Genomic DNA, 12,378 nt, shown 5'->3' with positions numbered 1-12,378 from the left:
GTAGACGCTGCCTGACAGAATCCGCATATTGATTGCGAGAAGGAGGAGGCGTCCGCACCGTAGCGCCGGATCACCTCCCCCTTCTGTTTGGTTCCAAGTGAATGGCCGGTCTTAGCCCAGTTCGTCCAGCAGGGCCCGCACGCGGGCTTTCAGGTCCCCGCGTTCCTGCGGCGCGCCCAGCTGATGCAGGCCGCCGTGGTAGGCGTCGGGATCACCGAACAGGCGCGACAGCAGCTCGAATTCGCGCTGGCTTCGCAGGCTGGCGTCGTCCCGGAACATGTTCACGTACTGATCCTGGAAGGCCCACTCGCTCAGCTGACCGTCCAGGAAGGCGCGCATCAGGCGGCGGTACGGCTCGGCGTTGTCGTCGGTGGCGACGGCCCCCTGGCCGCTGCGCAGCGGCACATGCTGCTCGAATACCGGCCCGAGCGCCTCGGGCGTGATGTCCCAGTTGTTCACCTCGAAGGCCGGCTGGCCGTTCTGGAACAGGATCAGCTGTGGGCTGTGGTGAATCAGGCCGGTGCGCTGCGCGATGTGGTTGCTGGCAGGCCGCCAGTCCACGACGCGCACGAAGCCGACGGGCAGGTCGTGGCGTTGCAGGAAGGTTTCAAGGACGCCGAAGCCCTGCATGGTCTTGTGGCAGGTGCCGGCCTTGAACACGGCGGCCAGCGGGTACTCGGTCAGGAACTGATCGACTTCCTCGGGTGTGGTCAGCGGCACGAGCACCTGGGGTTCGTTCTGGGCGGTCTGGGTCATACCGTCAGCATAGCGCCCGCTTTAGAAAACGAAGTAATTCCGCTTCCGTTTGTCCTGCCTTCCCGCCGACTAAGTACCTTGAAGCTCACATTGCGCCATGCCGGGAAAGCACCGGAACCTCTCCATTCCCGCTCCAACGTACTTTCTTCTGTTACGCGCTCCGCGCCGTTTATCGACAAGATAAATGCAGTGTACTTAGAATCTGTTGCCCTGCCGGCGCCTACTCCAGGGTCCAGACGTGCGCTTTCAGGTGCGTCGCGCCCGGGTAATCCTCCCCGGCGCTCAGGTGGTCAGTCAGGCGGGCGCGACGGCCCTCGCCGCAGCTCGCGCCCGCCAGTCCGGCCAGGACCATCCGCTCGAACGCGCCGGGCGTCACGCCCGCGTGGTTCAGGAGCGCCAGCACCTGCCCGCCAGGAGCTGTGACGGACGACGCCAGCGCCATCAGACCGCCGTACTCCCGCTCGGAGCGCCAGGTGCCGCGCGGGCCACGCGCGAAACTCGGCGGGTCCAGAATGACCAGATCGAACTGCGCGCCGCGCCGCGCAAGGCGGCCCAGCCACTCGAACACGTCGCCGTACAGGAAATCCGTATCCGGGGCGTTCAGGCCGCTCAGGGCATAGTTCGCCTGCCCCCATGCCAGCACCTTGCGTGACAGGTCCACATTCTTCACGACCGCCGCGCCCCCCAGGGCCGCGTTCACCCCGAAGCCGCAGGTGTACGCGAACGTGTTCAGGACCCGGCCCTCCCCGTGGGTGGCGTGCTCGCGCACCCAGGCGCGCGCGGGGCGGGCGTCCGTAAACAGACCGACGCTCAGGTCCGCGCCGGGCCGGATCAGGAACGGCACACCGTCCTCCAGCGCCGTCACCTCGGGCCGCGCCTCGCCCCACACCGGGTCAGGAGGAGACAGGTACCCACGGTGCATGTTCGCCGAGTGCCGCGCCTCGACCGGGCGGCGCTTGAGGTACACGCCGGCCAGACTGCCCGCGCGCCCGCAGGCGTCGGCCAGCGCCTGCTCCTCCCAGGGTTCCAGCGGGTCGTACAGGCTCAGGATCCCGGCGTCCCCGGCGATGTCCAGCGTGAACAGCCCCCCGGTCTCGGTCAGGTGCGCCGCGCGGTACACGGTCGTCCCCAGCGACGGCAGGTAAGCCCGCGCGGCCAGTAGACCCGGCACGCCTGAGAGCAGGTCCGTGAAGGTCAGGGTCGCCCGCCCAGAATCCACCACACCGCGGCCGTCGCCACGGCGGTCACCATCCAGAAGCGCATGGTGACGTGCGTTTCCGGCCAGCCGATATCCGCGTGCTCAAAGTGATGCTGAATGGGCGACATCTTGAACACCCGCTTGCCGCGCAACTTGAACGACGCCACCTGAATCACGACGCTCAGGACTGCCGCCACCGGAATGATCGCCGCGAGCGGCAGCAGCCACACGTCCGCGTACAGCACGTACGCGCCGGCCGCGACCGCGCCGATCGCGTGACTGCCCATATCGCCCATGAAGACCCGCGCCGGGTGCGCGTTGAACCACAGGAAGCCCAGGAGGGCCGCCACCAGCAGCGCACTGACCGGCGACAGCGCCAGCAACGGCAGCAGCACGATGATCGCCACGCCGCTCAGCAGGCCGTCCAGCCCGTCCGTGAAGTTAAAGGCGTTCACGCTGCCCACCATCACCAGCGTCAGCAGGATCACATCGGCCACCGGACCCAGACCGGGCCGCAGTTCATGCGCGGCGAGCGGCGCGGCGAAGTACGCGAACGCCAGCGACACCACGAACTGCAACGGGAACTTCTCGCGCGCCAGCAGTTCCGTGCGGCCCTTGCCGGTCATGCGCGAGCGGATCTTCAGGAGGTCGTCGATGCCGCCGATCACGCCCATCGCCAGCGCCGCGAGCATGATGATCAGCTCACGCGGCCCGCCCGCGTGCCCGCTCAGGTACAGCGGAAAGAACACCAGCGCGGCGGCCAGCACGAACGCCACGCCACCCGCCGTGGGTGTCCCCTCCTTGACCAGGTGCGTCTGAGGGCCGTCCACGCGCACCTTCTGCCCCCAGCCACGAGCCCGGCTGACGCGCACGAACAGGCCCACAAGGAACCACGAAAGCAGCGCCGTGACGACCATCATGGCCGCACCACCCGGAAAGCAAACAGGACACTCATCTCAACCGAGGAGCCTACCACGCGCCCGGCCACCGCCCGCCCGTGCGCGGCTGCCTGTGCCCTGCCCGCTCGGCCCTGTCAGTTGGCGAGGTACCGGATGAAGTCGCGCATAGCAGGCACGCAGGCAGCCGTGTTCAGGGCGGCGCTGCTGCCAGTCACGGTGCGCAGCACCCCGCTGTCACTCAGGAACAGTTGACTGACGCGGTACTTCACGCCCGCCTGCTGATAGTCGTACGCGGCCAGCACTCCCCACTGCCCGCCGCGGTCCACGGGCTGCGTGACGACGTTGCTGACGCTCCGACCCAGCGACGACTGGAGTTTCACCGCGAACAGTAGGGCGTCGTCGTGCGTCGTGAACTGCGGGAAAGCCTGACCGTGACGTTCCTCACGAAGGACGCACTGGCCAGTGGCGTCGGCCCAGTCGTTGGCGTCCCCGTGCAGTGGCGTCCAGCCGGGCATGGGGACGATCAGGGCGGCGCCGTGGCTGGAGAGGACCAGCAGGGTCAGCAGAACGGAGGCCAGAGCAGAAGGGAAGGTGCGGGCAGACATCGTGACTCCGAGCGTAGCAAAGGCATGCTGGCAATCTTGACCCAGGTCTCATGAACACGTACCCCAAGATGGGGGGGACACACAGATTCACGCTTTCTCCCGCGCGATGATCAGTGCCCGCCCTGGGACTCCAGGCGCTCCTGCAGGCCCGCCTTCACTGCGGGCCACTCGCCCCTCAGCACACTGAACATCACCGAGTCGCGCGTGAACCCGTCCGGGCGGCGCTGGTAGGCGCGCAGCACGCCCTCACGCACCGCCCCCAGGCGGGTCATGGCCCGGAGGCTGCGTTCGTTGCGGGCGTCCACCTTGAACTGCACCCGCCCGGCCCCCAGTACCTCGAAGGCGCGCGTCATGAGCAGCAGTTTCGCCTCCGGGTTCACGGCCGTACCCTGCGCGGCGGGCAGCAGCATGGTGCCGATCTCGGCCCAGCCGTCGGCGGCGTTCACCTCGCTGAAACTGATGCGGCCCACCACCGGCCCCAGCCCGGCCCCCTCCGGTCTGTTTCGGTGCACCGCGAAGTTCACGCGGCGCGGCAGGGCGTTCAGCGCCGCCACGTACGCCGCCCACCCCGGAATGCCCGGGTCAGTCGGTCCACCCCGCGCCAGGAACCGCAGGGTGTCGGGCGTGGCGCCGGCGCACAGGTCCGCCGCGTGCTCGTCGCGCAGCGGCCCCAGCGTCACGGTCCGCCCGGCCAGGACCGGCGCGCGGAGCCACTCCGCTTCCGGCAGCGGCGCTTCCGGCAACGGCGCCTCCGGCAGCGGCGCGGGGGTAGGCAGGATGGAGTCAGGGCTGGCCGGTGGGACGTTCACGCTGCCAATCGTAGCGGTCGCCCACGCCGCGCCTCCCCGCGCAGGTGCGGACCAGCGCCCGCGCTCAGCCCCGGTGATTCAGCCCCGGTGATTCAGCCCCGGTGACTCAGCCCCGGTGATAGGGTTCCCCGGCGCTGATGGTGCTCGCCCGGTACAGCGCCTCGGCGAGAACCACCATTGCCAGGTCGTGCGGCAGCGTCAGCAGGCCCAGACTCCACAGGGCGTGCGCCGAGGCCCGCAGGTCGTCCGTGTGCCCGTCCGGCCCGCCGACCGCGAAGGCCAGTTCGCCCACGCCGCCCAGCGCCTGCGCGTCCAGGTAGCCGCTGAGGTCCTCACTGGAATATTGACGGCCGCGCGGGTCGAGCAGCACCAGCGGGGCTTTTCCGGCCGTCCGGCGCACCGCCTCGCTTTCCAGGGCCTGGGTGCGGCCGCTCACGCGAGTCACCTGAAGCTTGTGGTAGCGGCGCAGGCGTTTCTCGTACTCGTCCCATCCGGCGCGCGCGTACGCGAGTTTCGGTTCTCCAACGGTGATCAGGTGCAGCCTCACGCCTGCCAGCCTACGTCACCACGGCGCACTGACCGCGCTCCTCCCGGGGACGCGCAGACTGAAGGCGGGTGGCGTGCACGGTGCGGCGCGCTCCGGCCCGTTAGACTGTCCGTCATGCAAGGCGCGACGAACACTTCTGGACCGAACCGGCGGGCCGTCCGGACAGAACGCTCGTGAACTACGCGGCGACCCTGGCTGTCCTGGCCGTCCTGGCCTTCTGTTTTCCGTTGACGGTGCGTCTGGGATCGGTGGTGGGCGTGCCGGAGGCCGTGTCCGTGTCGGTCATGGGCGCCCTGTTGACCTTCGGACTGGCCACGTTCCTGGTGCGCTGGCAGGTCAACCGGCACCGCGTCCGCCTGGCGCGGCTGGAAGCGGCGCGCGCGCAGGTAGAGGCCGATCCGCAGAATCCCCGGTCGTACTTCGTGTCGGACGAGCACCTGGGCAGCATGCTGCTGCGCCTGGATCGCCGCCGCGAGGCCGCAGAAGTCATCGACCGGTACGCGCGGCTGGCTGGCGCACGCGAGTCCGAGATCGTCGCGTTGAGGGAATCACTGTCGAGCGCCGAGCGGCGGCAACGCCGCGCCCAGAGGAGAGAAGCATGAAAGCCTACAAGGGCGTCGTGGAAAACGGCGTGGTTGTCGTGATCGGAGGTCGCCTGCCCGAAGGCACGGTCGTGACCGTCACGGTCGGCGAGGGCGAACTGCTACGCGCCCGCATCACCAACGTTCTCAAGCGCCCGCGCAAGGTCAAGGTGCGCCTGAAACCGAACACCGGACTGGCCGCCAGTTTCACGGAACGCGCCGCGCAGATCGGCTCGCAGGCCAGTGAGCAGGCCAGTCAACTGGGCGAGCGGGCCAGCAGCGCCGCCAGTGAATTCGGGCATGTGCTGACCGCGCCGCTGCGGCACGGACCACTGCGCCCCGGACCACTGCAGCCCGGAACAGAACCGGCCAATGAGTGACCCGCGCACCGGTCTGTACCCTGGCCCGCCCGGACAGCCCCGACCTGATCCCGACCGGCACGGAGGCCCGGGCACGCAACCCGGCCCTGACCTGTACCCGGACCGGGACGCAGTGGCGGACACCGACTTCAGCCCGCCCGTCATTCCGGACGGGGCGCGCGTGTGGCTGGTGCCCACCCCGGTCGGGAACCTGGGTGACATCACGCTGCGGGCGCTGGACGTGTTGCGAGCCGCCGACGCGGTCGCCTGCGAGGACACCCGCCGCACCGGGGCGCTGCTGACGCACCTGGGCATCCGCAAGCCGCTGGTGCGGCTAGACGCGCACACTATGCGCCGCGCGCCGCAGGTCCTGGAGAAGTACCCGCGCCTGGCGTACGTCAGTGACGCTGGCACGCCCGGCATCAGCGACCCGGGCGCGGAGCTGGTGCAGGCGGCCGTGGCTGCCGGCCTTCCCGTGGAGGTGCTGCCCGGCGCGACCGCCTTCGTGCCCGCGCTGGTCCTGTCGGGCCTGCCCGGCGGGCGCTTCACCTTCGAGGGGTTCCTGCCGCGCAGTGGCCGGGAGCGCAAGGAACGCCTGTCGGCCGTCGCGGCCCGTGCGGAAACCAGCGTGCTGTACGAGAGTCCACACCGCCTGCACGCCACGCTGCTGGACCTCGCGCAGGCGTGCGGGGAAACGCGCGCGGCCAGCGTCACGCGCGAACTCAGTAAGCGCTTCGAGGAAACGGCGCGTGGCACCCTGACCGAACTGGCCGCGCACTTCAGTGGTGGCGTGCGCGGCGAGATTGCCGTGGTCGTCGCGGGCCGCAGTGACGCGGAGCGGGCCGCCGAGGCCGCGCAGGTCGATCACCTGGGGCAGGCGCAGACCTGGGCCGCCACGGGACTGGGGGTCAGGGATATACGTGATCTTCTCGTATCGCAGGGTTTGCGTAAGAATGACGCATATGCTCTGGCATTACAGGCCACCGGCACCCAGGCCGAACCGCCGACACGCCGCCCATGAAGCGAGGCCACTATGACCGACCAGCACGCCCCCGCCGCCCACACCGCATCCCACGCCGCCCCCCTCACCGCTCAAGCCACCCGTCACCCCAACCCCAGCGGCGTGCGCCGGATCGCCGTCCTGACCAGCGGCGGCGACGCCCCCGGCATGAACGCCGCCATCCGCGCGGTCGTGCGCACCGCCACCTTCGAGGGCGTCGGGGTCGTCGGTGTGCGCCGCGGCTTCTCCGGCCTGCACCGCGGGGAGTTACAGACCCTCGGGCCGCGCGACGTGGCCAACACCATCCAGCGCGGCGGCACCATCCTCCTGACCGCCCGCAGCTCCACCTGGCGCACCCCGGAAGGCCGCGCGCGCGGCGCGCAACACCTGCGCGACTGGAACGTGGACGGGCTGATCGTCATTGGCGGCGACGGCAGCTTCCACGGGGCGCACGCCCTCCAGCAGGAGCACGGCATTCCCGTGATCGGCCTGCCCGGCACCATCGACAACGACCTGTACGGCACCGACCACACCATCGGGTACTTCACGGCCGTCGAGACCGCCCTGGACGCCGTGGATAAACTTCGCGACACCGGGGCCAGCCACGAGCGCATCTTCGTGATCGAAGTCATGGGCCGCCACGCCGGCCACATCGCCCTGGACGTCGCCGTGGCCGGAGGCGCCGAGGAAGTCTTCATTCCAGAAGACGCCAAGGACGTCAGTTGCGTCCTGGACGTCGTCAAGCAGAGCGTCGCCAAGGGCAAGACCGGCAGCATCATCATCGTCGCGGAAGGCTACCCGGGTGGCGCTCAGGGCGTGGCCGACGCCATCCAGGCCGGCACGGGCATGGAAACCCGCGTCAGCATCCTGGGTCACATCCAGCGCGGCGGGAGCCCCGTCAGCAGCGACAGGGTGCTCGCCAGCCGCCTGGGCGAAGCCGCCGTGTACGCACTGATGGACGGCCGCAGCAACGTCATGATCGGCCGCCAGAACCACGGCATCGTCTACGTGCCGCTCAGCGACACCTGGCAGAAACGCAAGGACGTGAGCCGCGACCTGTACCGCTGCGCCAAAACCCTCAGCATCTGATCACCGAATGGGCAGCATCGTGCCCGGCGGGGTGAGTGGGAGCAAGAGACGCCCCTTTGCGGTAGTGAAGCGGATTCCGTGTGAGCAGTGACCAGCATCGAAGCAGGTCAACCTGTCATACGGATTCCGATTGATTCGGTTACTTCCTAATCAATCCGAGCGGACGCGAGTAGGAACAGCATACGGATTTCGCGGCATGGAGCCGCAGGCGGCGCTTTTCCGACTGTGGTGGAATGGAGCGGAATCCGTATCAGGTGGCGGGGGCCGCGTGTGACCAGCATCGTTCCGGAGCGCGCGGCCCCCTCCGCCGTGACGGACCGCCGGGCTGGATCAGCCCTTGACGGCCCCGGCAGTCAGGCCAGACACGATGTTGCGTTGGAACACCAGCACCAGAATAATCAGGGGCACCGTCACCACGATGCTGGCGGCCATGATCTGTCCCCACGGTTGGTCGAACTGCGTGGCCCCAGAGTAATTCGCGATCACGACCGGCACGGTTCGGTTGGTACTGGTAAACGTCAGCGCGAAGAGGTACTCGTTCCAGGCGTTGATGAACGCCAGCAGGCCCGTCGTGACCAGCGCCGGCATCATGACCGGAAACAGGACCAGGAACAGCGTCTGCAGGGGGCTGGCGCCGTCTACCAGCGCCGCTTCTTCCAGTTCGCCTGGAATGTCACGCACGAAACTGGTCAGCACCCATACCGTGAACGGAATGGTGAAGATCAGGTACGACGTGATCAGGCCCAGTGGGTTGTTGTACAGCCCGAAGGTGTTGATCAGGGTGTATAGGCCCGAGAGCACTGCGATCTGCGGGAACACACTGACCGCCAGGATCACGTACATCACGACGGCCTTGCCCTTGAACCGGAATCGGCCCAGCGCGTAGGCCGAGAACGCACCCAGCAGCAGGCTGATGGCGACCGATCCGACCGCCACGATCAGCGATTGCAGCAGGCCGCGCTGGAAGTTCGGGTTGGCGAACACCTCGGTGTAGTTGCTGAGGGTGGTTTGCGCCGCCATGAACTGCGTGGGCGTCAGGAACAGGTCGCCAGGCGAACGGAGGCTGGTCAGGACCGCCCAGAAGAATGGAGCGAGCAGGTACACGCCGATCACGATCACCAGCAGGTAGAACGCGGCGCGTTGTAGGTAGTACAGGGCGGGACTCTTGCTTTTCAGGTTCATGTGTTCACCTCCGTGTGTGGGAGTTCAGTCAAACCGCACGCGGAACGCCGTGACGTAGATCACGACGATCACCATGATGATCACGAACACGGCCACGCTCACGGCGCTGCCCATGCCCAGCAGTTGATTGTCGATCAGCGCCTGACGGGCGTACCCGGTCATGCTGGTGCGGGCCGCGCTGACGTTCCCCAGCATCACGGACATGATGTCGAACACGCGCAGGGCGTCCAGGCTGCGGAACACCAGTGCCACCAGGAGTGCCGGGCGGAGCAGTGGCAGCGTCAGCCGCCAGAATTGTGTCCACTTGCTCGCGCCGTCCATGTCGGCTGCCTCGTACATGTCGCCCGGCAGGCTCTGCAACCCTGCCAGGAGCAGCAGCGCCATGAACGACGTGGTCTTCCAGACATCCACCGCGATCATCGCCCAGATGCGCTGCTCGACTCCCAGCAACTCGTTGGAGCTGGCCAGCAGCGCCACGCCGCCCAGCAGGCCGCGCCCTACCAGGCCGAAGGAGTCGTTGTACAGGTACGCCCACATCTGCGCCGAGACGACCGTGGGAATCGCCCAGGGGACCAGCATGGCGGTCCGCAGAAACCCGCGGCCCTTGAACGCACTGTTCACGACCAGCGCAATGATCATTCCGAACACCGTCTCCAGGAACACAGAGACCACTGTGAATTGCAGCGTGTTCTTCACGGCGCCCCACCACTTGGGGTCCTGCAGGAAGCCCAGCGCGATACCGTCGTCAGTGGTAAACCAGAAGTTCTCCAGACCGATGAACGTCCGCTGATCCGGGGTAGTCAGGTTCGCCTCGAACAGCGCGAAGTAGATGGTGCGGTACAACGGGTACCCGGCGACCAACGCAATAGCGATCAGGGTGGGCAGCAGTAGCCAGAAGGCCTGTCGGGCGCGGGCCGCCGCAATGCTACGGGTCTTGGTGGGTTGCGGCGCAGCATTCACGGTCATGATCGGAAAGCCTCCTTCGGCACGTGGTCAGAACGGCGCGGGTATCCAGGCGGGCCGGGCACAGAGGGGGCACAGAGCGGGCATTGATGGGCGGCCCCGGATCATTCGCTACCGTTAACCGGAATGTTCCGGTGAATGAATGGCGGGCACCGGAATGCCGTGAGGGAACAGCGAGACACGTTGAAGTTATACGGATTCCGATTGATTCGGTGCAGTTCTGAATCAATCCGAGCGGATGCGAGTAGGAACAGGATACGCCCCTTCGCGGTATGGAGCCGCAGGCGGCGCTGTTCCGACTGTGGCGGAATGGAGCGGAATCCGTATTACACGCACGCTTTGGGCCCCGTGCCCACGATCCGTTCATCGGTGGAATGGGGTTCGACAACCGCTCCATGCGCGCGGATGCGAGTCCGAGTAGACGGGATTGCTGACCCGGAAGATTGCGGCCCGGCGCGGTTGCGGGTTCTCGCCGAAACAAACGGCAGTGCGTATCAGAGAATGGAAGGGGGGAGGGGACACCCAGGCGCGGACGTCCCCCCCTGACCCACACCGGCCCGAACGAGGCCGTGTGGTGAACACTTACCAGCCGCGACCCTTGATGCGGGCCAGGTCGGTCGAGAGCTTGGCCACGGCGGCCTGCCCCTTCATCTTGCCGTTCAGCACGTCACTGACGGTAGAGCTGAACGCCTGCGACACCTGGTTGTACTTGCCTTTCGTGGGGCCGGAAGGGCGCGCGACGGCGCTCGTGAACACGCTGTACAGGCTGCCGAAGAAGGGGTTGGCCTTCAGGATGTCCTTGTCTTTGTACAGCGCCTGGATGGTTGGGTTGTACGTACCCTCGATGGCGCGGATCTTCTGCTCGGCCGGGCCGGACAGGTAGCGAACGAGCTCGATGGCGGCGGCCTGGTTCTTGCTGTAGGTGCTCACGCCGAGCTGCCAGCCGCCGAGGGTCGCGGCGTTGCGGCTACCGCCGCTGGGCAGGGGTGCCACGCCGATCTTGCCCTTGACCTTGCTGTCATCGCCCTGGCCGAGCGCCCAGGCGTACGGCCAGTTGCGCATGAACATGGCGTTCCCGGATTGGAAGATGCCGCGCGCTTCCTCTTCACCGTAGGTGGTGACGCCGGCGGGACTGATGGTCTTGATCCAGCTGGCGGCGGTATCCAGAGCTTTGGCGGCCTGGGCGTTGTTGATGGTGATTTTGCCAGTGCTGTCGACGATGGTACCGCCGCCGAAGGAGACCAGCCACTCCATGGCGTCACAGGTCAGGCCCTCGTAGTTCTTGCCCTGCCACACGTACCCGGCGAAAGACTTATTGGTTTTCTGCTCGCCGGCCTGGACCTTGCTGGCCATCAGGGCCAGTTCCGTCCAGGTTTTGGGGGCGGCGCTGAAACCGTACTTCTTGAGCAGGTCGGTGCGGTAGAACAGGAGGCCGGCGTCGGTGAACCAGGGCATGGCGACCAGTTTGCCGTTTACGGTGTTGGCGTCGATGATGCCCTTGAAGTGCGCGTTGACTTCAGCGGCGGGGACCTTGCCCTTTAGATCTACGAAGTGCTGGGCCAGAAAGCCGGGCCACACGACATCCAGCTGGTACACGTCGATATCGCTGCTCTTGGCGGCCAGCTGCTGCTGGTACAAGCCCAGGCGGTCGTTGGTCAGGTTGGGGCTCTCGAAGATCTTGACGATGTTGCCCGTTTTCTTGGCCCAGCGAGTAGCGCCGTCCTTGCAGAGCTGAAGTTCCTGGCCCACGGTTCCGCAGGCAAGCGTCACAGTGACGGCGCTGGCGTTGGTGGCGGCGGCAATGGCGACGGTTAAACTCACGAGTGCAATAGCTTTCCTCATGCATCCCCCTTGGTGGGTGCTGGACAGGCCCAGCCCGCTTCATCTGGGAAACGGTTCCACATGTATTAATTTCAGGTAGCGTCAGGTTACATGCTCGCCGGGGCCCTGTCAATGGAAACAGTTCCAAGGCCGATTCAAAAAAAGCGGTGGGCTGGGCCAACCATCCGAAGGGCGTGGCGCAGAAAGAAACACTCGTAACGTGATCAGCGCCTCCTGCGGATGCCGTCTGTGTCGTCCACGACCGACAACGCCTCCGCGTTGAAACCTGCGTACCTGGAATCCGCCTGGCTGCTATCAGCACTGCGGCTCAGCGCTACGAGTCCGCTCGGAGCGAGCGATCTTTGCAAACTGCTCATACGGATTCCGCGCCATTCCGCGACAGTCGGGAAGACACCGCCTGCGGCTCCATACCGCGAAGGGGCGTATGGCGTTCCTATTCGCATCCGCTCGGATTGATTCGGAACTGCACCAACCTGACCGCCTGACAGAAATTATGAGAAAGCGTCCCCGGTAGGGGACACTTTCTGTTTGTGAAGACCGAAAATGCC

General features: G+C 66.9%; 13 protein-coding genes. 4 read left to right on the top strand and 9 right to left on the bottom strand.

What is annotated here, in order from left to right; all coding sequences use genetic code 11:
- Positions 1-111 precede the first annotated feature (111 nt).
- From QZ271_RS09400 to QZ271_RS09375, 6 genes are all read right to left on the bottom strand, one after another.
- Positions 112-756, bottom strand: a complete 645-nt coding sequence (locus QZ271_RS09400) for a monothiol bacilliredoxin BrxC family protein (RefSeq protein ID WP_291430810.1) — start codon at positions 754-756, stop codon at positions 112-114.
- Positions 757-976: 220 nt separating this feature from the next.
- Positions 977-1,975 carry a class I SAM-dependent methyltransferase gene (locus QZ271_RS09395; RefSeq protein ID WP_291430809.1) on the bottom strand — a complete coding sequence of 333 codons (999 nt, stop codon included), beginning with the start codon at positions 1,973-1,975 and terminating at the stop codon, positions 977-979.
- The gene (locus tag QZ271_RS09390; RefSeq protein WP_291430808.1) at positions 1,951-2,874 is read right to left on the bottom strand and encodes a phospho-N-acetylmuramoyl-pentapeptide-transferase; all 924 of its coding nucleotides are present in this window, start codon (positions 2,872-2,874) and stop codon (positions 1,951-1,953) included. Before QZ271_RS09390 ends, QZ271_RS09395 begins: the two co-directional genes overlap by 25 nt.
- Before the next feature lie 113 nt (positions 2,875-2,987).
- Positions 2,988-3,458 (bottom strand): hypothetical protein, encoded by a 471-nt coding sequence (locus QZ271_RS09385; protein ID WP_291430806.1) that lies wholly within the window; start codon positions 3,456-3,458, stop codon positions 2,988-2,990.
- 110 nt (positions 3,459-3,568) lie between these two features.
- Positions 3,569-4,267: a GNAT family N-acetyltransferase gene (locus tag QZ271_RS09380; RefSeq protein WP_367114351.1), complete on the bottom strand. Its 699-nt coding sequence runs from the start codon at positions 4,265-4,267 to the stop codon at positions 3,569-3,571.
- A 106-nt stretch (positions 4,268-4,373) separates the two neighbouring features.
- Positions 4,374-4,814 carry a 23S rRNA (pseudouridine(1915)-N(3))-methyltransferase RlmH gene (locus QZ271_RS09375; RefSeq protein WP_291430804.1) on the bottom strand — a complete coding sequence of 147 codons (441 nt, stop codon included), beginning with the start codon at positions 4,812-4,814 and terminating at the stop codon, positions 4,374-4,376.
- Between the two features lie 173 nt (positions 4,815-4,987).
- On the opposite strand from QZ271_RS09375, the gene QZ271_RS09370 reads away from it, so the two are divergent.
- From QZ271_RS09370 to pfkA, 4 genes are all read left to right on the top strand, one after another.
- Entirely contained in the window at positions 4,988-5,416 is a 429-nt protein-coding gene (locus tag QZ271_RS09370) for a hypothetical protein (RefSeq protein WP_291430802.1), read from the top strand.
- The gene (locus QZ271_RS09365; protein WP_291430845.1) at positions 5,413-5,775 is read left to right on the top strand and encodes a hypothetical protein; all 363 of its coding nucleotides are present in this window, start codon (positions 5,413-5,415) and stop codon (positions 5,773-5,775) included. Before QZ271_RS09370 ends, QZ271_RS09365 begins: the two co-directional genes overlap by 4 nt.
- Positions 5,768-6,775, top strand: coding sequence for a 16S rRNA (cytidine(1402)-2'-O)-methyltransferase (gene rsmI, locus QZ271_RS09360; RefSeq protein WP_291430800.1), 1,008 nt, complete (start codon positions 5,768-5,770; stop codon positions 6,773-6,775). Before QZ271_RS09365 ends, rsmI begins: the two co-directional genes overlap by 8 nt.
- Positions 6,776-6,877: 102 nt before the next feature.
- The gene (gene pfkA, locus QZ271_RS09355; RefSeq protein ID WP_291430839.1) at positions 6,878-7,843 is read left to right on the top strand and encodes a 6-phosphofructokinase; all 966 of its coding nucleotides are present in this window, start codon (positions 6,878-6,880) and stop codon (positions 7,841-7,843) included.
- A gap of 330 nt (positions 7,844-8,173) precedes the next feature.
- Here the strand turns inward: pfkA and QZ271_RS09350 are convergent, their stop codons facing one another.
- The 3 genes from QZ271_RS09350 to QZ271_RS09340 all read right to left on the bottom strand — a co-directional run bounded on the left by QZ271_RS09350 (position 8,174) and on the right by QZ271_RS09340 (position 11,830).
- Positions 8,174-9,025, bottom strand: coding sequence for a carbohydrate ABC transporter permease (locus QZ271_RS09350; protein WP_291430798.1), 852 nt, complete (start codon positions 9,023-9,025; stop codon positions 8,174-8,176).
- 24 nt (positions 9,026-9,049) lie between these two features.
- Complete coding sequence (locus QZ271_RS09345) at positions 9,050-9,991, bottom strand: carbohydrate ABC transporter permease (RefSeq protein WP_291430796.1); 942 nt, start codon at positions 9,989-9,991, stop codon at positions 9,050-9,052.
- A gap of 579 nt (positions 9,992-10,570) precedes the next feature.
- Complete coding sequence (locus QZ271_RS09340; RefSeq protein ID WP_291430794.1) at positions 10,571-11,830, bottom strand: ABC transporter substrate-binding protein; 1,260 nt, start codon at positions 11,828-11,830, stop codon at positions 10,571-10,573.
- Between the last annotated feature and the right edge of the window lie 548 nt (positions 11,831-12,378).

This window comes from Deinococcus sp. (assembly GCF_018260555.1).
In the GTDB taxonomy this organism is placed as follows: Bacteria; Deinococcota; Deinococci; order Deinococcales; family Deinococcaceae; genus Deinococcus.
Note: the sequence above shows the minus strand (reverse complement) of the source record. Positions and strands in the feature narration are given on the sequence as shown.